Genomic DNA, 20,155 nt, shown 5'->3' with positions numbered 1-20,155 from the left:
ACTACGGTGTTAGGCCCACTTATGCGCCATAAGTGGACCAGTGTGTTGGGCGAGTGAGCGAAGGCGGCAGTTTGGTATCGGCATCGCCTTTTGACGCATTGATCTGGGTTTGGGTAAGGAAGATACTATCGGTGAGATTGGCACCGCTGATGTCAGCGTCTCGGAAATCGGCTCCGATGAGGTCAGCGCCTCGCAAGTCGGCGCCCGTGAGGTCAGCGGCGATTAAGTAGGAACCTCTCAGGTTCGCGCCTCTGAGGTCGGCTCCTCGGAGCTTGGCACCAATCAGGTCGGCTCCACGACCATAAGTCTTCTGCTTCCCACTAGGTCCCTTTCGTTGGTTGAGGAATTCCGCTCGTACCAGCTCGCTTGTTCGTAGGAGCAGAGCGTTGATTTTCGCTCGATGTGCTGCGACGTCCAGTTTCATAAGAGAATCGGGACTAAGTTGAGTAAGGTGATCTGTCTCGTCAAGTGCAACTCTGAGAGCACCGTGGATCGGATGCGCTGGTTGTAACGACAATGATTCAGTGAGATACCAGAGCAACTCATGGAGCTGTCGCATGATTGGGAACACCTCGAACATTTGCTTGGCGGAGTCCGGAGCTTGTCGCCAGTTGTGTCCGTTGAAGGTGGCTTGCGAAACCTTTTGCCCGGCGCCGAAGCATTCGAACACCGTACAGCCTTTAAAGCCTTGTTGTCTGAGGCTATTGTGAATGCCGCAGCGGAAGTCTGTTTGAAGATTGCGACAAGGCTCGGCGGCTGATTTATCAACCGCGAAATCTGCCGAAGCCGCGAAAGGCAGCGCGACGCAGCACAAGCCGAAGCATTTTTCGCAGTCATCTCGCAGATTGAGACGAATCCTATCGGAGAAAGGTTCTGTAATGTTGTGATTTTCAGGCATTTGTGTCCTCCTCATACAATGGGAAATCGCTACACCCGCTCAAGTGGACGGTGAGGTTCAGCAGGCAGTTCGATGCGAATAAAATCACCAGCTCGAACCTCCCCCGAGCAGAGGACGATTCCCATAATTCCTGCCTTGCGGATGAGATTGCCATTTTCGTCGTGATCCAACACCGCATCCATTAGTCCTGGCTGAAAAAGGTTTAGTTGGTTACAGGGGTTCCGCAGTCCAGTAACTTCAACCACTGCGCTAGAGCCCAAATGCAGAAGTGTACCGGTTGGTAGCCCAAGAAGGTTGATTCCAGATGTGGTGATATTCTCGCCCATCTGCCCAGCTGAGACATCAAATCCAGAGTTTCTCAATTCTTCATGCAACTCGGTATGGATCAAATGAGCCTGACGTAAATTCGGTTGGTTAGGATCCTGAGCGACGCGAGAGCGATGTTTAACCGTAGCACCTAGATGAGCGTCTCCTTCGACACCTAGGCCTGCGAGAAGATGGATCTTTTCCTGATTCATTTTGCTAAACAAGTGTGTCGGACTAAGACTTACCGCCTTTACTACCCCAGTAAGATGATTCATCCAGACTAACCTCCTGAGTGACAAAATATTTTTGGAAAACAAAAAGAAGAGATTTCAGCCTATTTAGATGGAAAAGGCGAAAATCTCCCTAATTGTAAGAAATCGATACATTCGTTGATGTCCATATAGATAAAAGTATGCAGTTCCTGGATCATTGCGGCAAACATCTCTTTTTCCATACTGTAAACCAGCGCACCAGTAGGGTATATATCGTATATGTGAACATCAACCTTGTATTTATGAGCAAGAGTCTTCAATTGATGCAAGGCGTCAAATAATTCTCCCCAAACAGGCAAATACCCTCTTCGTTTGAGCTTTGACAGCGCATGAACCACCTGTTTTCTGTAAAAATCCACCATGATTTGGTCGCGTTCGTTCATTTCTATCACCATGTAATGATTTCCCAATATTGATCAATTCGAAACATATGCAAGACATCTAATATTATAGTCTTGGACGGACAAAAATGCAAAAGCCCCAAATGAGGGGCGTTGCAACCACTATGGCTAGCGACGGATCGAGTAGCTTATCTCTGAAAATATCGGGACATCCAAGCGGATATTTTTTCTTTCAATTCCGAATCAATCGGGTGTTGAATCTGTTTCTTGTATTCTTTGATGAGCGTAAGCGGAGTTAGTTGGGCATCCGTTTTACGTAACACATGGGTCAGGTTGGGGATTAGATGCCATTCGGAGGGACCGCTTACCCGCTCAGCAAGGACTTGCGCGTGTTCAGGGACAACCTGCATATCCTTCGTACCGGTTATCGCCAACACTGGGCATGTCACCTTGGGCAAATAGTCGAGGACGTTGAACTGAAACTGTTCTTGGAACCACTTGGCATTGATCTTTTGACCTTTAATCTTAATAACGGGCGTGGGGGAGGAAAGGATACGCTGTATCGTGGCCTCGTTTTGCTTTTTCGCCTTCTCTTGTATCTTAAATAAGCGAATCAGGAAGCCCTTGAATCCCTTTAACTCCGCCAAATAAGCAAATAACTCCTCGGTTTGTCGGCCAAATGCCACATTTGACGCTTCCGCCACTCCAGACAAGAGGATCATACCATCAAGAGCTTCTTTTTCCACAACGGCTGGAGCAATCATCGCGCCTTCACTGTGTCCCAGCAGGATGACAGAGTCCACCTGATCATGTTCGCGCAAGAAACGGACAGCCGCAATCGCATCATCGACGAGATCCCAGAATCCGGTCTCATAATAATCTCCTTCGCTTGCGCCACAGCCGCGTTTGTCGTAACGAAGCGCCATATAGCCTTGCTCTCCTAGATAGTGTGCCAGCTCGCGATAAGCGGTAAGGTCCATTTTCTTCGTTTGGTTATAGCCATCACGGTCATTGTCGCCCGTTCCTCCAATGATTAAGACAGCAGGGAATTTCGCTTGTGGCTGATCCGGGATGGTTAACGTTCCTTTCAACAGTACCTCACTATTGAACTCTACTTGCTGCTCCGTGTAAGCACTCATCATTCTTCCTCCTTCTTATCTTCTGGAATCACGATCGTGGAAAAAATCCGCTTGACCCGCTTCTCATTGGGTTGATTTCCGATGAATTTGCGAAACACGCTGGATATTTCCACTGCAAAATCCCGAAACTCTTCGTCAGACAGATAAAGTCCGATTTGCCGATAGCCCACTCCGTCTTTTTCAAGATCAATGACGTCCTGTTTCAAGTAGGCAGAGAAATCATCCATGAGACCAAACAGGAAGGTAGTGAAATATTTCATGTGGTCTTCTTTGCTCACATGAGCCAAATCGGCTTGGGAGAGGACCATATTTTCAGAGGTAAGTGAATAGATCTTTTCGACCGCTCCTCGCACCTGTTTCTGTTCGTGAATATGGATCAAATTGGCTTCTACCAGCTTGTTCAGGTGGCGATAAAGAGTGGCTTGCGGAATGTCTTTTTGCAGCTTTAACATATCGGCCGCAGTAAGTTTGTGTCCGCCCAAGAGCGATTGGATGATTTTCATGCGAACAGGATGGAGAAGAAGCTCCGCCTTTGTTTCTTTCAATGGAGTCACCGCCGTTCAACTGATTATTATCATTATTGATAACGATAATAATATAGAAACTAAAATATGTCAATGGACGGTAAATCAAGGGGCATGTAGGAATGGATGGCTGGCCAGCTCTTCGTCAATAAAGTTTCGTTGACAAACAAAAACCATTTTGCTAATATCCAATTAAACCTAGTTATTTTATAGGGATTTAAGGAATAAAATATCCAGCGAATTTCTATGAATATTCACTCATACCAATTATGAAAAGAATTAATTTGACAATTGTGCAGAATATTCGCAATATTGAAGGTGCTGGTAAATATTTTTTAATCATGCAAGCGAACTTTTCTACTGTATGGAGCAGTAAGATGAGTTTTCTGTACTCTAAACCAGGGGGGACTTAAATGAAACGGAAGTTAAGCGGCTTGTTTTCACTCTTACTGGCATCATCATTCTTCCTTTCCGCATGCAGTGAAGAAGCGGCGAATCCATCTCAGACACAACCACAGGCGGAAGTAGCCAGTATGAAAAGCAACAAGGATGAAGTAATTCCGGCAACGGATAAAACAAAGATTCCAGATGCGGCCAAAAACCGTAAAGACACATTTGTCGCTGGCATATCGGCTCCAGAAGGCATTTTTAATCCCTATTTCTACAATAATGGATGGGATGGTAACGTTACCTCGGTCATGTTCGCCTCACTGATTGATGTGGACGAATCCGGTAAGCCACTGCCTTCCCTTGCCGAAAAATGGGAAGTTTCCAATGACCAGCTTACATATACCTTTCATCTGCGAAAAGGACTTACGTTTAGCGACGGCTCGCCTCTGACAGCTGAGGATGTGGCGTTTACCCTGACCATTCTGCACGACAAATCAAACGATGGTACCGTCGTTGACATTTCCCAAGCCCACATCAAGGGAGGACAGGCGTACAAAGAAGGGAAAGCCACTTCTATTGAAGGGATAAAAGTAATTGACCCGCAAACCATTCAAATCACGACAGAACAAGTGAATGCTCGCAATCTCTTGCTTCTAGGCGGACCCGTTCTGTCCAAAGCCTACTATGGCAAAGGATATGTGCAAGGGAACCTGGACTATTTGAAGAGCTTGCACGGTAAACCGTTGGGCGCTGGTCCTTACGTGTTTGATAAATTTATCCCGGGTCAGGAAGTCAGATTCCACGCCAATGACAAGTTCTACGCAGGTAAGCCCAAAATTGAGCACTTCATTTATCGAATCACCGACAAAGATACGAATTTCCAATTGTTCCAGGCGGGTGAAGTTGATTATGACGGCTTCGCAGCGAATGGAGAATCACTTGAGCAATTGAAGAGTCTTGGCTTTGCCGATATCGATGTCGTAACCGCCCCGGTATACAGCTATATAGAGTTTAATCACAAAAAACCGTATTTCAAAGACAAGCGAGTTCGCCAAGCCTTAATTTACGGACTGAATCGCAAGCAAATCATCGATACCTTCTACCAAGGCTATGGTGAGGTGGCGAATGTACCTACACCTCCTACCTCATGGGCATTCAACGACGAGGGCATTAATAAGTACGAATACAACCTTGATAAAGCGAAGCAGTTGCTCGATGAAGCAGGCTGGAAGGTAGGCGCGGATGGTAATCGCGAAAAGGATGGACAGAAATTAAAGATTTCGTATTTGGGCAGAAAAGGAAAAATTGACGATGTCTTGATTCCGATTGCGAAGGAGAACTACAAGGAGCTAGGCATTGATTTGGAAGCTGAATATATGGATTTCAATGCCGTTCTCGCGAAAAGAAAAGCCGGCGACTATGATTTGGCAGCCTTCTCAACACCAGGATTGGTTGATCCAGCGGAAGGTGTGGAAGATTTCGTCTCAACTCGCAATGAAGTAGGATACTCCAATCCAAAAATCGATCAGTTATATGATCAGACTGTGAATACATTGGATTTAGAGAAGCGTAAAGCCAGCTTCAAAGAGCTGTTCAAAGAAGCCAATGATGATCCGCCCTATATCTTATTGAACTATCGTAAATCGATGTTAGCTTACAGTGCGCGAATCAAAGGCTTTGATCCTCAATTGGGACTCATCTTAAGCCTGCCGCATCTTACTATTGAGAATTAAGGGAATTTTGAAGAAACAGTTATGCTCGGCCTTCATGGGCTGAGCATCTTTTCATAGGAGGATTGTGCGCATGAAGCAATATATCATCCGCAGGTTATTGATGATGATTCCGACATTGTTTGGCGTATCGATTATTATCTTTTTCTTATTTGCCTTGACGCCGGGCGATTACGTCGATTCTAATATGAAGCTTTCTCCCGAGAGGGCTCACGAGCTCAAAGTATTGTATGGCTTGGATAAACCAGTTTTGGAGCGCTATTTTATCTGGATTGGACATGTGCTGACAGGAGATTTTGGCATATCGCTGCAATATAAGGCTCCGGTTACTTCCGTGATCAACCAGTACTTGTGGAATTCGTTTATCATCGCATTCGCCGCCTTGATCTTAACCTGGTGTATTGCCATGGTGATTGGTGTTTTATCAGCGGTCAAACAGTACTCCTGGTTTGATGCGCTTGTATCGTTTGGGGTTTTTGCGGCGATGTCGTTCCCTTCCTTTTTCGTCTGTTTATTGCTCGTGAAGTACCTGGCTCTCGATCTGAAGCTGTTTCCGGTAGGCGGAATGCTTGCGACTGGAAGCAATGCCGTGGGATGGGATTATATTTGGGAAGTAGCCTATCACATGATCTTGCCCGTTACCGTCCTGACGATGCTGAGTGTTGGTTCTCTCACCCGCTATTTTCGGACGAGTATGTTGGACGTCATCAAGCAGGATTTCGTACGAACCGCCCGAGCCAAAGGGTTAAAAGAAAAAACGGTCGTGTTCAAGCACGCGCTAAGAAATGCGCTCTTGCCGGCGATTACACTTTTGGGCTTCGAATTGCCTGGTTTGTTTGGCGGGGCAATAATTACGGAAACGATTTTTAACTGGCCGGGTATTGGGCGATTAAATCTGGAAGCGCTCGGTTATCGTGATTATCCGGTGTTAATGGGTTTTACGATGTTGCTTGCGGTACTGACGATACTCGGAAACTTGCTTGCCGATATCCTGTATGCGGCGGCAGATCCTCGTGTAAGGCTGAAATAAGGAGGTATCAAACATGGCGGCAGAAGCAAATGTAGTGCTGAATAAGGTCACTCCCAAATTGCCAAATACCAAATCGTCATCTCTTTGGAGTCAAGCCTTTCAACGTTTGAAAAAAAATAAAATGGCCATGTCGGGACTCGTCTTTTTGCTCTTTATGTTTTTGTTCTGCTTTATCGGGCCTTTTTTCTCTCCGTACCTTCATGAAAAAACGAATGTGCTGATCATGAATCGAGCGCCCAGTCCTCATCACTGGTTAGGCACAGACAATCTCGGGCGGGATGTGTTGACTCGTCTTATGCTGGCTGGACGAATCTCGCTTACCGTAGGCATCGCTTCCATGATGTTGACCGTGTTGATTGGGACCGTGCTTGGAATCATTGCCGGTTACTACCGGGGGATTGTGGAACAAGTGATTATGCGGACAGCGGATGTGCTGATGACAATTCCGGGACTTCCTTTGTTAATCATCATGGGAGCTGTTCTCTCTGATTGGAAAGTGCCGACCGAATATCGATTATACATCGTCATGATCATGCTAAGCATCATTGGCTGGCCCAATCTTACGAGGTTGGTGCGTGGACAAATTCTATCGTTGCGTGAGCAAGCCTTTATGCAGGCAGCGGAAGCTCTTGGACTACGGGATCGCCGCAAGATGTTCAACCACCTGCTTCCCAACATTTTTCCGATTCTCATTGTCGTCGCGACGCTAAGCATAGCGGGGGCGATTCTTAGTGAATCAGTCTTGAGCTATCTGGGTTTAGGTGTCGTGCCGCCAACTCCGACGTGGGGAAATATGATGGATGCCGCCAACTCGCTGATTGATTTTCAAAAGCGACCGTGGCTTTGGGTTCCGCCTGGTTTTGCCATTTTTGCTACGGTGATCGCAATTAACGTGCTTGGGGACGGTCTTAGGGACGCATTGGATCCCAAAATGAAATAGGCAGGTGAAGTGGTTGTGACCAAAACAGTGCTAGAGTGCAATAACCTCAAAACATATTTTTTCACCGAAGCAGGAATCGTGAAAGCGGTGGATGATGTCAGCATACGCGTAAAAGAAGGGGAAACGGTGGGAGTGATCGGCGAGTCAGGCTGCGGCAAGAGCGTGACAGCAATGTCGTTTATGCGGCTTGTTTCGACGCCTCCCGGAAAAATCGTCGATGGCGAGATTTTATTTGAAGGACAGGATCTCTTGAAGATTCAGGATAAAGAGATGAGACGACTAAGAGGCAATGACATCGCGATGATTTTTCAAGAACCGATGTCCTCGCTCAATCCCGTATTGACGATTGGCGAACAGATTATGGAGCCCTTGATGGAGCATCAGCTTTTAAGCAAAAAAGAAGCGCGTAAAACAGCCATTAAACTGATTGAAAAAGTAGGCATTCCGCGCGCGGACGAAATTGTGGACGCCTATCCGCATGAGTTGAGCGGTGGAATGCTTCAGCGGATTATGATCGCCATTGCGCTCAGCTGCAACCCCAAAATGCTGATTGCCGATGAACCGACGACGGCACTTGACGTAACGATTCAGGCTCAAATTCTTGACCTTCTCCGAAAAGTAAAAGATGAGTTCCAGACGTCGATCTTGCTGATTACACATGATCTTGGCGTAGTGGCTGAGATGGCCGATTATGTGGTCGTGATGTACGCGGGCAAAGTCATAGAAGAAGCGCCTGTCATCGATTTGTTCCGTAAACCCAAGCATCCGTACACACAAGGGCTGATGAAATCCAAGCCCGTAATTAATCAGCGTTTGGAGCGATTGTATTCCATTCCAGGGCAAGTTCCCAATCTGCTGGATTTGGGCGACGCTTGTCATTTTAGTGATCGGTGCGAGAGCTGCATGGAGATATGCAGAAGCAAACAGCCGCCGCTTCGCGAATCTACAGATGGACATAAAGTAGCTTGCTGGCTTTATGAGGAGGGAGTCATCCATGCGTGACACATTACTTGAAGTAAGACAACTGAAGAAGTATTTTCCGATTTCAGGTGGTGTGTTTGGACGGACGGTAGGCCATGTGAGAGCGGTGGATGATGTAAGCTTCTCGATTAAAAAGGGAGAAACCATGGGGCTTGTGGGGGAATCTGGCAGCGGCAAGAGCACGACAGGCAGAACGATCCTTCGACTTTTGGACAAAACCGCAGGCGACGTTACATATAATGGAGTTGATTTGTACTCTCTTTCCAAAAGCGAACTGCGTAACCTGCGACCGAATCTGCAGTTTATTTTCCAGGACCCATACAGCTCGCTCAATCCAAGGCTGCGTGTAGGGGAAGCCATCGGGGAAGCGTTGCTCGATCATGGTATGGTTTCTCGCGCAGAGGTGCGTGAACGGGTGCAGGAAGTCATGTCTATCTGCGGGATTTCTCCAAGCTATATCGACCGTTTTCCTCATGAATTCTCTGGCGGACAAAGGCAGCGCATTGGTATTGCCAGGGCAATTATTCTGAATCCCGAGTTTATAGTAGCGGATGAACCTGTATCGGCGTTGGATGTTTCAATGCAAGCGCAAATTATTAATTTGTTGAGCGATTTGCAGGATCAAAAAGGGTTGACCTACTTGTTCATCTCCCACGATTTGAGCGTGGTCGAGCATCTGTGCTCCAAAATCGGGGTGATGTATTTGGGCTCACTTGTCGAGATGGCATCAAAAGACGAGTTGTTTAACCGCCCGCTGCATCCCTATACCCAAGCACTTTTGTCGGCGGTTCCGATTCCCGATCCTACGCTTAAGCGGGAGCGGATCATTTTGAAGGGCGATATTCCCAATCCAGCCAATCCTCCAAGCGGTTGCAAGTTTCATACGCGATGCCCTTTGGCGACAGACATCTGCCGTGAGCAGAGCCCGCAGTATCGAGACATGGGGAATGAGCATTATGTAGCTTGTCATTTGGTGTAAGAAGTATGCCATAGGCTTGAGGATAACCAATTTTTCGAGGACAAAAGGAGGTTCAAGGTCATGAAGGTGATTTGGTCGGTACAATCAGGAGATGGTTCTGCTAATAAAAATTCGGATAATCAATTGGCGCAATTCGCCCAAAGTTTAGAAGAGCTTGGGTATTATGGCGTTCATTTGCCAGCCGGGCTTACGGAAGATGAAACGATTGCAATCGCTTCTTCCATTGTGGCGGTTACGAAAAAATTACGCTTTCTCGTTGATATCGACCCGGCGAAAATTTCGCCCAAAATGGCGGGGAGATTGATCGCCGCATTTGATCGCATGTCTGTCGGGCGTGTCCTGGTCAATGTGGTTGCCGGCACAAACCCTGTGATGATAGGGGAGGAGAGCTTCGAGCTGGATCCAGACGCGCTTGAGGAATATACGCGCGAATACCTGGCGGTTTGGCAAAAGATGATGAACGGCGAAATTGTGGATTACAAAGGACAATACATTCAGGAACGAGGGAAACTGCTGTACGCCGCTACACAAGAACCATATCCTCCTGTTGTTATGAATAGCTCGTCGTCCGATGCTGAACTTAAAATAGCAGCTGAATATGCGGATATCTACATGATTGAACAAACGACTCTAGCCTTAGGTGAAGCGAAGATACAAGCGTTGCAAAACCTCGCTCGAGCCAATGGAAAAGAGGCACAAATCGCTATTTGTCTCGATTTGTCACCGGATAGCCAAGCTTCAGAAGTGAGGGAGACGATCAAAGAATACGTCACTAACGGTATCGATTTATTTGTGATAGCGGGAGAAAGCGGGTTAGAGGATACGGCTCGGATAGCGGAAGGTCTATTTTAAGTGCAATGACTGGTTGCGGGTTGCCTGCCGGTTTTCTTCTAGGAGAAAGCCGGTTTTTTTATTTCCGATAGCTTGGATAGTTTACAAGAAAAACGTGATTAAACACGCTCGGATGGCGGCAAAATATGGTGGGTCTCGGCAAAAATAGTGACATCAAATTCATGACAAATTCACCCATTGACGGTTCCAGCAAGCGCAATTATGATGTTATGTATATTCAAATAATCAGAGATACGAATACTACTGTCAGAAAAGAAGGGCGAATCATGGAGTCATTACGAACATGGAGATTTAAGGGCTATTCCGCCGCCAACCTACGAAAGGATCTGATCTCCGGTTTAATCGTGGGGATTATCGCCATTCCTCTAGGGATGGCTTTCGCTATTGCTTCGGGCGTGACACCGGAGAAAGGGATTTATACCACCATCGTTGCAGGGATTCTGATCTCGCTTTGCGGCGGTTCCAAGTATCAAATCGGTGGACCAACCGGGGCGTTCATTCCAATCTTGTTCGCGATTGTGGCTACCTACGGGTATGAGAATCTGTTAATCGCGGGGATGTTGGCTGGGATCATGCTTTTCCTCATGGGGATATTTCGATTGGGATCTTTTATCAAATTCATTCCCCGTCCCGTTACTATTGGATTTACCACGGGTATTGCCGTCACGATTTTTGCTGGGCAGATTGCTAGCTTCCTCGGTTTAAAGGGTGTCGTTAGGCATGAGTCATTTATAGATAATATGCATGAACTCTGGTTGAGGATTGGTACGATTGATATTTACAGCGTCATTACCGCTTCGATTTGTCTGGTCATTCTTCTTTTGACACCGAAGCTATTTCCCAAGGTTCCTGGATCATTGATCGGTTTAACGGTCTCCACCGTGGTTGCCTTGTTGTTTTATCCGAGTCACGTGCCTACGATTCAAAGCGCATACGGGATGATTCCGAGCACGCTGCCTCATTTGCAGTTTCCAAGCTTGTCCTGGGAGACGATCCAGAATCTCATACGTCCCGCTTTTACCATTGCGATGCTGGGGGGAATCGAGTCGCTGTTGTCGGCTGTTGTGGCCGACGGGATGACCAACAGCAAGCATAACAGTAATCGAGAGTTGATTGGTCAGGGGATTGCCAATATCGTAACTCCTCTGTTCGGGGGAATTCCAGCGACAGGAGCGATTGCCCGGACCGCCACGAATATTAAAAACGGAGCAACCTCGCCTATTTCGGGGATTATTCATGGGATTGTGGTTTTACTCATTTTGGTGATATGTGCGCCTTACGCATCCAAAATTCCTTTGGCCAGCATGGCTCCCATCCTGATGCTTGTAGCCTGGAACATGAGTGAGCGCGTCGAGTTTTTTCATATTCTTAAAACCAAGACAAGTGATTCGCTTGTCCTCTTGGTGACGTTTCTCCTGACTGTTTTTGTCAATTTGACCACAGCCGTAGAGGTTGGGCTGTTCATGGCTGTCATCTTGTTCACCAAACGGATGAGCGAAATTATGGTTACTGTCAAAGCGTTGCCGACTCTGGATGACCGACATGATAAAATTGAAACCCATATGGTTACAGACACACATGACTGTCCACAAATTAGCATTTATAATGTAGAGGGAGCCCTGTTTTTTGGGGCTGCTACAACGTTCGAACATACCATCATGCAGACCATCGCCTATAAACCGAGAATCTTGTTGCTTCGGATGAGTAAGGTTCCTTTTATGGATACAACAGGTGAATCGCATTTTGCCAGTATTGTAGAGCATTTTCAACGGCATGGGGGAGTTGTTCTCGTTTCAGGGATTCGTCCGCAACCCAAAGAAGTACTGTTGAAAACGGGTCTGTATCACAAAATAGGCGCGGATCACTTCTTCCACTATGCGGGGGATGCCATCCTGTACGCCCTGCAACATATTGATCGAGACAAGTGTATCGGTTGCAAGCATTATGCCTTTAAAGAATGTGCGAAATTTGCGAATAGCACTGAAGCGTTTTTGGAGGAAGGTGAATGTAACAGTCGATCCTGAACAAATAGCTTAGAAAGGATACCTTTGAATGAACCTTGAGATGCAGCAGTTTAAGGCGGAGTTTTTTAAAGCATTGGCGCACCCTTTACGCATACGGATACTGGAGTTGCTGGCGGAGGGAGACAAGAACGTCAACGAGATTCAGACGCTGGTGGGGAGTGAAGGATCAGCCGTTTCCCAACAACTCACCGTGCTTCGGGCCAAAAATATCGTCGTCGGAACCAAGGATGCGAACCGAGTCGTCTATTCATTGCGTGATCCAATGATTATCGAGCTATTGGCTGTCGCGCGTAAAATCTTCAACAATCACTTGATTGATACAATCGAAATGTTGGACAAGTTCAACGATAGTGATGTGAATGGTGATAAATAAGTAAATACAAGGTCTAGGCTGTCGGGAAGCTTTCTCGGCAGTCTTTTTTATGCATAACAATTTCCTTGAATACAAATAATTCCTAATAACGCAGAAGCTGTTCTGATTAGGAGGATCATGATGAAGTGGCCCTGGAAAGCATCTCGATACAAAGTAAACAGGACGAGATACTCCTACATTCAACCCAATCTGAACAACAATCTGATGAGGATCACACAAGAGCTCGGAGCGAGTCCTGATGTGATCATTCGTGAGTTTCAAATTGGTCAGCCAGTGACTAGAGTAGCTGCAATCTATACAGACGGTCTGGTGGATAAGGACCTGGTCAGTCAGTTCATTAATCGCACATTGAAAATCAATTCGAATGAAACGATATCAGAGGTCCCTGAGCCACCTGGAAAAATGTTCGATTATATCAAAGAGAACGCGCTGATGACGGATCAGCTGAAAGTGATGCGCGATTGGGACGAGATGATCCTTTCGATTCTCTCCGGTGACACGGCTCTGCTGATTGACGGTTGGACACAAGCCATTATTGGAGGGACGAAGGGCGGGGAAACAAGGTCGATTTCGGAACCAACCACTCAGGTGGTGATTCGTGGCCCTAAAGATAGCTTCAACGAGTCGATCGCAACCAATATTTCTCTGATACGGCGTCGGATTAAAAGTCCGAACCTGTGGTTGGATACGATGCGGGTGGGCCGGGTCACGCAAACGAGCGTGGCCATCATGTATATCAAAGGGATTGTCAATGATGACCTGGTGCGGGAGATAACACAACGGATCAAGGGGATCGAAATTGATGGAGTTCTGGAATCCGGCTACATTGAGGAATTTATTCAGGACCAGACGTTTACGCCTTTTCCTATGCTGTACAATACAGAACGACCAGACAGTGTCGCCGGCAATTTACTGTCCGGAAAAGTAGCCATTCTCGTGGACGGTTCTCCATTTGTCATGATCGCCCCGACTCTGTTTGTACAATTCTTCCAGGCGCCTTCCGATTATTATAGTCGGTTTGATATCGCCACTTTTTTGCGTTTACTTCGGTATATCTCGTTTCTCGTTTCTTTGACAGCACCGTCCCTTTATATTGCCGCAATTACTTTTCATCAGGAGATGATTCCCACCACTCTCTTGATCAGTCTTGCAGCTTCACGGGAGGGTGTTCCGTTTCCGGCTTTTGTAGAAGCTCTGTTGATGGAAGCCAGTTTTGAAGTGTTGCGCGAAGCGGGGATTCGTATGCCAAGAGCAGTCGGTCAAGCCGTCTCGATTGTAGGTGCGCTTGTATTAGGCCAAGCCGCAGTTCAGGCGGGAATTGTCTCACCAGCGATGGTCATCATCGTTGCCATCACAGGGATCGCTAGTTTCTCCACTCCTTCCTATGATTTGGCGATATCCGCCCGAATGATTCGTTTTGTGCTAATGATTTTATCCGCTTCATTCGGTTTATACGGAATTACACTTGGCCTGATTATCATGATCGCCCATTTGACCAGTTTGCGCTCTTTCGGCATTCCGTATATGGCACCTCTTGCTCCATTTATCCTGGCAGATCAGAAGGATGCTATTTTTCGTTTTCCGTTGTGGTCATTTAAAAGCCGTCCAAGATTGATTAGCCAGAAAAATATTACGAGAACGGGCAATAATCAGCAGCCTTCACCACCCAATAACCGTAGAAATCACAGGGGGCTAGAATGAGAGCAAAGTGGCTTCTGATCGTGTTGCTATTGTTCAATATGGCAGGGTTGACAGGCTGTTGGAATCGCAGGGAGCTTTCCGATTTGGCAATCGTTTCAGCAATGGCGGTGGATAAGTCTCCTAAAAAAAACGAGTATCACGTCTCGTTTCAGATCGTTAATCCGGGGGAGGTGGCGACAGGAGTTAGCGGGGGCGGAGGAGGAAGAGCAACACCAATTACGGTTGTGAGCGGAAACGGAACGACTTTGTTCGAAGCGATTCGCAGAACCTCCCAAAAAGTGCCGCGCCAATTGTTTTTTGCCCACATTCGCTTGCTCGTCATCGGTGAGTCGTTGGCAAAAGAAGGAATAACCGAGCTGTTTGACTTGTTCGAACGTGCGCGCGAGGCCCGCCTGACCTCCGAGGTGTTGATTGCCCGAGGAACAACGGCGAATTCCCTGATTAGTGTTGTTACCCCAATGGAAAAAATATCTGCGAATAGCACAGTAGGTAAGTTGAAATTTACGACAAAGGTTTGGTCGGAGAATATTAAAGTGGAAATCGATGATGTGATCAGGGCGCTTGTAGGAGAAGGTACGGAACCTGTAATCAGTGGCATGCGTGTTCTTGGCGATCCGAAAAAAGGAATGAGTACCGACAATGTAAAAAAGACTCAGCCGGATGCAATTGGTGAGATCAGTGGAATTGCCATTTTCAAGAAAGGAAAGTTGAAAAAGTGGCTCGATGGCGATGAGGCACGCGGATACATGTGGGCAGCAAATAAGCTGAAGAGCACCATTCTCCGATTGGACTGCCAAGACAAAAAAGGGGGATTGGGTATAGAGATCACGAGATCACAAACAGTCATAAAAACGGCCATTCAGAACGGAAATCCGGTCATTACAGTTTCCATTCGAGAAGAAGGGAACGTAGCGGAAATGAAATGTGCCACGGATCTAGGCAAACTGGAGGAGATTCAGAAGATCGAACAAGCGTGGAGCAAGGAAACGAAAAAAGAAGTGACAACGGTTGTGAAAATCGCTCAGAAGGAAAAGGTGGACATCTTCGGGTTTGGCGAGGCGATAGGTCGGCAACATCCTAAAGAGTGGGAAACACTAAAAAGAGGATGGAATAACACGTTCTCCAAACTACAAGTGAAAGTACAGGTGGAAACTTATATTCGCAGACCGGGCATGAGAATCAAACCATATCTAACGGATGTTAAGAAAAAGCATAACTAAGGAAAAGGGGACTTGAATCCTTGGAAAAAGCAAAAATCGGCGGCGCTCAACTGTTTTCGTTGATGATGCTGTTCGAACTTGGCAGTGCTCTGCTTGTTGGATTAGGGATGAAAGCGAAACAAGATGCCTGGCTGGCGATTCTTCTTGGCTGGGCGGGTGGACTTGTTCTATTTTTTATATACTCCTCCTTGTTTCGCTTGTATCCCGACCTTCCACTCACGGCCTATTTGCAAAAAATTATCGGAAAGTATCCGGGATGGATTCTGGGCTTGATTTATACGCTTTACTTTATTTACCTCGCATCTCGCGTGATGAGGGATTTTGGTGAATTGCTTGTCACTTCATCGTATGATCAAACCCCTTTATTTATCATAAACATGCTGATGATGCTCACGATCGCTTATGTACTTCATAAAGGCTTCGAGGTTTTTTCTCGAACAGCAGAAATCTATTTAAAAGTCCTGCTAGCTCTTGTCGCCTTCGGATATTTGGCTGTCCTCATTTCTGGGATTACTCATGCCAATAATCTTCTTCCGATTCTCAAAGAAGGCTGGAAACCTGTTCTAAAGACCGCCTTCCCCTTGACGCTTACGTTCCCTTTTGGGGAGATGATTTCATTTACCATGCTTCTTCCCTATCTGAACAGGCCAAAGAAAGTGATGAAAATAGGTTTTCTTGCGCTCACCGCAAGTGCCTTCATTCTGAGCTGCACTTCATTGCTTAATATCGCCGTTCTAGGGGCAGATATTGCTGGTCGATCGACGTTTCCCCTGCTCACAATGATCGGAAAAGTGAATATTGGCGAGTTTATACAGCGATTGGATGTACTCGCCATTTTAACATTAATTATTGGGGGATTTTTTAAGATCGGAGTCTTTTTCTACACGGCTGTAATTGGAGCGGCTCAACTGTTTAAAATCGAGCAGCATGGCAAACTGATATTTTCTATTGGAATGATTGTTCTGCTTACCTCTTTGCAGATCGCAAGCAATATGCCCGAGCACCTGGAAGAAGGCTTGAAAGTAGTTCCGATGTATCTTCATCTTCCCCTGCAAGTCGGTATACCACTATTGCTCATAATAGTAGCCCTGATCCGCAGGAAGAGAGAAAAGGAGAAGATGTCGTCATGAAGATCGTTTTGATTTTTCTTTTCCTTTATTCTCTAAGCGTTATGTTCACGATTTTGATGGATTACCTTTTGGGAATGCCCTTAAACCAGTCATTAAGTAATCTCTGGAATCCTTATGTGGTGAAAGGCGGTCCGGAAATCGCCACAACCGTTCTCTTGTTTTTGATTTGGCTTCTCAGTGGATTAATGTCGAGTAGAAACAAAAATAAATGAAGGTAGGAAGACATGGAGAAAGCAAAAATCAGTATTTATCAGCTCTTCGCTTTGATTGTTCTGTTTGAACTTGGTACAGCTATCGTCGTTCCCCTTGGTTTGGCCGCCAAACAGGATGCGTGGATCACGATCCTTCTCGGCATGCTAGGGGGTATTTGCTTATTTCTCATTTACGGATATCTCCATCGTTTGTACCCAGGCATTCTTCCTACAAGCTATTTGCAAAAGATATTAGGTAAACCCTTGGGCAAGGCGATGGGACTGATGTACATTGTATTTTTCATTTATGCAGCGGCAAGGGATCTGCGTGACGGAGGGGAATTTTTGCAAACGGCCATGTATGATCAAACACCCTTGTTTGCGCTTAATGCCCTGATGATTTTGGCAATCAGCTATATCCTTTACAAAGGGATCGAAGTACTGGGGAGAACCGGGGAAATTTACTTCCTACTGGTGATTTTTTTAGGGGTAATCGGAGGCATTCTGATTCTTTCCTCCGGCATTATGGATCTCAAAAATCTTCAGCCAGTTCTCGCAAAAGGATGGTCACCGATTATTAGGACCACCTTTCCAGACATCATGATGTTTCCTTTTGGGGAAACGATCTGCTTTGCCATGATCCTGCCCTACTTGAACAAACCACAATGGGGGTTGAAGGTTGGCGTAGCAGCAATGATTTTTAGCGGTCTAATCTTATGTCTAATTACCATGGTAGAGATAGCGGTATTGGGTGCCGGTATAGCGGTGAGAACCACGTTTCCTTTATTGACAACCATCAGCAAGGTAAGTATTGCCGATTTTTTGCAACGGTTGGATCTTATCGTGGTTTTGGCGCTGATTATTAATGATTTCTTCAAAGTAGCCATCTTCTTTTATGCGGTGGTAATGGCGACAGCGGATATATTTCGGATTCAAAAGTATCAGACGATCGTTATACCTCTTGCGATCATTGTGCTGATGGTGTCACTGATGATCGCGAGCAACTTTCCAGAGCATCTTGCAGAAGGAAAAGTGTCGCTCAAAACCATCTTTGTCTATTTTTCAGGCATTTTTCCACTGGTTGCTTTAGTTGTAGCGCTTGTTCGAAAGCGATTCAGCCAGGCGGGAAATAGAGCATTGAATAAAGAGGGGAGCTAAGTCCCTCGTTTACGTCTCTGAGCGAAATGACTTCCCAAGCTCCCCTCCCAAACCAAAATAATGGCGGAAATTATAAATCAACGGACTCCACGCAGAAGGATTGATATAGTTGTCTCGAAGAATCACCTCTTCATGCGCATGTGTCTGCACAGCTTCCACCTCTACAATCGCAAATGCTGGATCGTAGTCTGGAAGGCGAATGTCTCTTACTACGGCTTCGATTTGCAGGGGGCATTCTTTGATCCTAAGAGGCTTCACATGGGCGGAGGCTTCGGGAGTTAAGCCGGAAGCTTTGAATTTGTCTTTTACATAACGAAACCCCACTTTGTAGGCAGGAACAGGATTCATCCCGGTGAGTGGTGCGAGTGCTTCAACTTCTTGCCATAAACGTGGGTCCGGCAGATTCAGGACACACTCTGGACGTTGGCGGATATTCTCCAAGGCTTTACCGCCTACCCCTAAGCCAAGCACTAGATAGCGTCCCAGGGCCCAGGACGAGGAGATGGGGGAGATGTTGGTCGATCCGTCCTCGTTTTCAGTAGTGAGTAAGATGACAGGATAGCCGAAATAAAGAACCTTGGGTTGGATAGGGTGGTGGGTATTAACTGAAATCATCATGCTTCCTCCTAACAACGAATGTGATGTATCCTAATCTTGGATAAACCGATTGTACAGGAAGAATACTTCGATCCCGGTCGAAGTGTATGTCAAGTAAACTAGAAGTGGAAGAAAGTTGAGAAAAGAGGTGTAGATACCGATGATGCTGCCGAATGTCATAGAAGTTGCGTCGCTGATTGGAGAGAAATCGCGGGCCACGATTCTGTATCAACTGATGGATGGAAGAATGATCCCAGCCAGTGAACTGGCGAGAAAGGCGGGCATTTCTCCTCAAACAGCAAGCAGCCATTTGGCCAAACTGATCGAAGGCGGTTTGCTTACCATAGAAGCACATGGGCGTCACCGATACTACAAGTTGGCCAGCTCCGAAATTGCTTCGGTTTTAGAAGGACTGGCCGTGATTGCTCCCGCCGTGCAGGTCAAATCCTTGAGGGAATCCGATCTTTCGAAAAAACTGCATGTTGCCCGCACCTGCTATGACCACCTCGCTGGCAAAGTCGGTGTTGTCCTTGCCGAACGGTTGGTGGCGATGAATGTCATAGAAGCGGAGAGTTTTCAGGTTACAGAAAAAGGGCTTCACGTTCTTCAGGAAATTGGTGTTCAGATCAATCGCAAGGCAAAAACAAAAAAACCGCTCTGCCGCCAGTGCCTAGACTGGAGTGAGCGCAGGTATCATGTTGCGGGAGTCGTTGGTGCGGCCCTCACGACGCGTCTGTTTGAACTAAACTGGATCGAGCGAATTCCCTCTACACGGGCTGTTGCGATTACGACAGCAGGCAAGCAAGGGTTAGCCGATTCCTTTGGCCTTGATTTTCCCTCCATTGAACTCCCCCCGAATATCGGGTAGGATGAATATGGTGTTTTTTGGTTATTTAAAATATACATAATAGGAGTTCAAGGAGAGAGTTATGGAAATTAAATGGATTTTTCCGTTATTGGCATTGGTTGGCGGGGTTGCGATTAGTACCCAGGCTTCCATTAATGGCGGGCTTGGAAGAAAGATCGGGGCCATTGAGGCCTCCTTGGTCTCATTTGCGATCGGGACGTTAGCTTTGCTGTTCATTACGATTTTTTTGGGGAAAGGAAACCTCTCATCGATCGGCTCTATTCCGAAATGGCAGCTGACGGGTGGAATCCTGGGGGCGTTCTATGTGGTGGTTATGGTGTTGGCTGTACCTCAAGTGGGTGTGACGACGACCGTAGCCTCCGTCATCGCGGGACAAATTATCATGAGTGCCATCGTCGATCATTACGGCCTGTTTGGCGCCAAGCAAATTCCGTTTGATCTGAGACGATTAGCTGCGCTTATCCTAATGTTCGGCTCGCTGTATTTGTTCTTTAAAAAAGATTAACCAATC

At 46.5% G+C, this 20,155-nt stretch carries 21 protein-coding genes; 15 read left to right on the top strand and 6 right to left on the bottom strand.

The features are described from left to right. Positions 1–19: 19 nt before the first annotated feature. The 5 genes from ACQCN2_RS15430 to ACQCN2_RS15410 all read right to left on the bottom strand — a co-directional run bounded on the left by ACQCN2_RS15430 (position 20) and on the right by ACQCN2_RS15410 (position 3,501). Positions 20–898 (bottom strand): pentapeptide repeat-containing protein, encoded by an 879-nt coding sequence (locus ACQCN2_RS15430; RefSeq protein WP_426929831.1) that lies wholly within the window; start codon positions 896–898, stop codon positions 20–22. A gap of 29 nt (positions 899–927) precedes the next feature. Continuing rightward, positions 928–1,479 (bottom strand): MOSC domain-containing protein, encoded by a 552-nt coding sequence (locus tag ACQCN2_RS15425; RefSeq protein ID WP_426929830.1) that lies wholly within the window; start codon positions 1,477–1,479, stop codon positions 928–930. A 59-nt stretch (positions 1,480–1,538) separates the two neighbouring features. Beyond that, positions 1,539–1,871 carry a hypothetical protein gene (locus tag ACQCN2_RS15420; protein WP_426929829.1) on the bottom strand — a complete coding sequence of 111 codons (333 nt, stop codon included), beginning with the start codon at positions 1,869–1,871 and terminating at the stop codon, positions 1,539–1,541. A 134-nt stretch (positions 1,872–2,005) separates the two neighbouring features. Next, positions 2,006–2,956, bottom strand: coding sequence for an alpha/beta hydrolase (locus tag ACQCN2_RS15415; RefSeq protein ID WP_426929828.1), 951 nt, complete (start codon positions 2,954–2,956; stop codon positions 2,006–2,008). Further along, a complete protein-coding gene (locus ACQCN2_RS15410) occupies positions 2,956–3,501 on the bottom strand; it encodes a helix-turn-helix domain-containing protein (RefSeq protein ID WP_426929827.1) in 546 nt (181 codons plus the stop codon). Before ACQCN2_RS15410 ends, ACQCN2_RS15415 begins: the two co-directional genes overlap by 1 nt. A gap of 392 nt (positions 3,502–3,893) precedes the next feature. Here ACQCN2_RS15410 and ACQCN2_RS15405 point away from each other — a divergent pair, with 392 nt between their 5' ends. From ACQCN2_RS15405 to ACQCN2_RS15350, 13 genes are all read left to right on the top strand, one after another. Further along, positions 3,894–5,603, top strand: a complete 1,710-nt coding sequence (locus ACQCN2_RS15405; protein WP_426929826.1) for an ABC transporter substrate-binding protein — start codon at positions 3,894–3,896, stop codon at positions 5,601–5,603. A 70-nt stretch (positions 5,604–5,673) separates the two neighbouring features. Beyond that, entirely contained in the window at positions 5,674–6,630 is a 957-nt protein-coding gene (locus ACQCN2_RS15400; RefSeq protein WP_426929825.1) for an ABC transporter permease, read from the top strand. Between the two features lie 13 nt (positions 6,631–6,643). After that, complete coding sequence (gene opp4C / locus ACQCN2_RS15395; protein ID WP_426929824.1) at positions 6,644–7,570, top strand: oligopeptide ABC transporter permease; 927 nt, start codon at positions 6,644–6,646, stop codon at positions 7,568–7,570. A 15-nt stretch (positions 7,571–7,585) separates the two neighbouring features. Further along, positions 7,586–8,572 (top strand): ABC transporter ATP-binding protein, encoded by a 987-nt coding sequence (locus ACQCN2_RS15390; RefSeq protein WP_426929823.1) that lies wholly within the window; start codon positions 7,586–7,588, stop codon positions 8,570–8,572. Beyond that, complete coding sequence (locus tag ACQCN2_RS15385) at positions 8,565–9,530, top strand: ABC transporter ATP-binding protein (protein ID WP_426929822.1); 966 nt, start codon at positions 8,565–8,567, stop codon at positions 9,528–9,530. Before ACQCN2_RS15390 ends, ACQCN2_RS15385 begins: the two co-directional genes overlap by 8 nt. 60 nt (positions 9,531–9,590) lie before the next feature. After that, entirely contained in the window at positions 9,591–10,382 is a 792-nt protein-coding gene (locus ACQCN2_RS15380; RefSeq protein ID WP_426929821.1) for an LLM class flavin-dependent oxidoreductase, read from the top strand. Positions 10,383–10,648: 266 nt separating this feature from the next. After that, entirely contained in the window at positions 10,649–12,406 is a 1,758-nt protein-coding gene (locus ACQCN2_RS15375) for a SulP family inorganic anion transporter (RefSeq protein ID WP_426929820.1), read from the top strand. 28 nt (positions 12,407–12,434) lie between these two features. Next, a complete protein-coding gene (locus tag ACQCN2_RS15370; RefSeq protein ID WP_426929819.1) occupies positions 12,435–12,779 on the top strand; it encodes an ArsR/SmtB family transcription factor in 345 nt (114 codons plus the stop codon). 117 nt (positions 12,780–12,896) lie between these two features. Beyond that, positions 12,897–14,480: a spore germination protein gene (locus ACQCN2_RS15365; RefSeq protein ID WP_426929818.1), complete on the top strand. Its 1,584-nt coding sequence runs from the start codon at positions 12,897–12,899 to the stop codon at positions 14,478–14,480. Next, complete coding sequence (locus ACQCN2_RS15360; RefSeq protein WP_426929817.1) at positions 14,477–15,700, top strand: Ger(x)C family spore germination protein; 1,224 nt, start codon at positions 14,477–14,479, stop codon at positions 15,698–15,700. Before ACQCN2_RS15365 ends, ACQCN2_RS15360 begins: the two co-directional genes overlap by 4 nt. A gap of 20 nt (positions 15,701–15,720) precedes the next feature. Beyond that, the gene (locus tag ACQCN2_RS15355) at positions 15,721–16,830 is read left to right on the top strand and encodes a GerAB/ArcD/ProY family transporter (protein ID WP_426929816.1); all 1,110 of its coding nucleotides are present in this window, start codon (positions 15,721–15,723) and stop codon (positions 16,828–16,830) included. After that, positions 16,827–17,042, top strand: coding sequence for a YczF family membrane protein (locus ACQCN2_RS23375; protein WP_484479033.1), 216 nt, complete (start codon positions 16,827–16,829; stop codon positions 17,040–17,042). The genes ACQCN2_RS15355 and ACQCN2_RS23375 overlap by 4 nt, the downstream gene beginning before the upstream one ends. Before the next feature lie 12 nt (positions 17,043–17,054). Next, positions 17,055–18,179, top strand: a complete 1,125-nt coding sequence (locus ACQCN2_RS15350) for a GerAB/ArcD/ProY family transporter (protein WP_426929815.1) — start codon at positions 17,055–17,057, stop codon at positions 18,177–18,179. A gap of 9 nt (positions 18,180–18,188) precedes the next feature. Here ACQCN2_RS15350 and ACQCN2_RS15345 read toward each other — a convergent pair whose 3' ends face one another. Beyond that, positions 18,189–18,797, bottom strand: coding sequence for a flavin reductase family protein (locus ACQCN2_RS15345; protein ID WP_426929814.1), 609 nt, complete (start codon positions 18,795–18,797; stop codon positions 18,189–18,191). A 139-nt stretch (positions 18,798–18,936) separates the two neighbouring features. Between ACQCN2_RS15345 and ACQCN2_RS15340 the strand changes: the two genes are divergently transcribed. Both ACQCN2_RS15340 and ACQCN2_RS15335 read left to right on the top strand, forming a co-directional pair. After that, complete coding sequence (locus ACQCN2_RS15340) at positions 18,937–19,644, top strand: ArsR/SmtB family transcription factor (RefSeq protein WP_426929813.1); 708 nt, start codon at positions 18,937–18,939, stop codon at positions 19,642–19,644. Positions 19,645–19,711: 67 nt separating this feature from the next. Further along, positions 19,712–20,149: a DMT family transporter gene (locus ACQCN2_RS15335; protein ID WP_426929968.1), complete on the top strand. Its 438-nt coding sequence runs from the start codon at positions 19,712–19,714 to the stop codon at positions 20,147–20,149. Positions 20,150–20,155 lie beyond the last annotated feature (6 nt).

This window comes from Brevibacillus ginsengisoli, assembly GCF_050113715.1.
Taxonomy (GTDB): domain Bacteria; phylum Bacillota; class Bacilli; order Brevibacillales; family Brevibacillaceae; genus Brevibacillus_H; species Brevibacillus_H ginsengisoli.
This window is presented reverse-complemented; position numbering and strand designations above follow the sequence as displayed.

What these genes read in the sequence shown, in the direction of transcription:
- ACQCN2_RS15385 (WP_426929822.1), top strand. Translation starts at nt 8,565, where the DNA reads ATGCGTGACACATTACTTGAAGTAAGACAACTGAAGAAGTATTTTCCG.
- ACQCN2_RS15350 (WP_426929815.1), top strand. Translation starts at nt 17,055, where the DNA reads ATGGAGAAAGCAAAAATCAGTATTTATCAGCTCTTCGCTTTGATTGTT.
- opp4C (WP_426929824.1), top strand. Translation starts at nt 6,644, where the DNA reads ATGGCGGCAGAAGCAAATGTAGTGCTGAATAAGGTCACTCCCAAATTG.
- ACQCN2_RS15365 (WP_426929818.1), top strand. Translation starts at nt 12,897, where the DNA reads ATGATGAAGTGGCCCTGGAAAGCATCTCGATACAAAGTAAACAGGACG.
- ACQCN2_RS15380 (WP_426929821.1), top strand. Translation starts at nt 9,591, where the DNA reads ATGAAGGTGATTTGGTCGGTACAATCAGGAGATGGTTCTGCTAATAAA.
- ACQCN2_RS23375 (WP_484479033.1), top strand. Translation starts at nt 16,827, where the DNA reads ATGAAGATCGTTTTGATTTTTCTTTTCCTTTATTCTCTAAGCGTTATG.
- ACQCN2_RS15405 (WP_426929826.1), top strand. Translation starts at nt 3,894, where the DNA reads ATGAAACGGAAGTTAAGCGGCTTGTTTTCACTCTTACTGGCATCATCA.
- ACQCN2_RS15415 (WP_426929828.1), bottom strand. Translation starts at nt 2,956, where the DNA reads ATGAGTGCTTACACGGAGCAGCAAGTAGAGTTCAATAGTGAGGTACTG.
- ACQCN2_RS15375 (WP_426929820.1), top strand. Translation starts at nt 10,649, where the DNA reads ATGGAGTCATTACGAACATGGAGATTTAAGGGCTATTCCGCCGCCAAC.
- ACQCN2_RS15370 (WP_426929819.1), top strand. Translation starts at nt 12,435, where the DNA reads ATGAACCTTGAGATGCAGCAGTTTAAGGCGGAGTTTTTTAAAGCATTG.
- ACQCN2_RS15420 (WP_426929829.1), bottom strand. Translation starts at nt 1,871, where the DNA reads ATGGTGATAGAAATGAACGAACGCGACCAAATCATGGTGGATTTTTAC.
- ACQCN2_RS15360 (WP_426929817.1), top strand. Translation starts at nt 14,477, where the DNA reads ATGAGAGCAAAGTGGCTTCTGATCGTGTTGCTATTGTTCAATATGGCA.
- ACQCN2_RS15340 (WP_426929813.1), top strand. Translation starts at nt 18,937, where the DNA reads ATGATGCTGCCGAATGTCATAGAAGTTGCGTCGCTGATTGGAGAGAAA.
- ACQCN2_RS15425 (WP_426929830.1), bottom strand. Translation starts at nt 1,479, where the DNA reads ATGAATCATCTTACTGGGGTAGTAAAGGCGGTAAGTCTTAGTCCGACA.
- ACQCN2_RS15430 (WP_426929831.1), bottom strand. Translation starts at nt 898, where the DNA reads ATGCCTGAAAATCACAACATTACAGAACCTTTCTCCGATAGGATTCGT.
- ACQCN2_RS15400 (WP_426929825.1), top strand. Translation starts at nt 5,674, where the DNA reads ATGAAGCAATATATCATCCGCAGGTTATTGATGATGATTCCGACATTG.
- ACQCN2_RS15345 (WP_426929814.1), bottom strand. Translation starts at nt 18,797, where the DNA reads ATGATGATTTCAGTTAATACCCACCACCCTATCCAACCCAAGGTTCTT.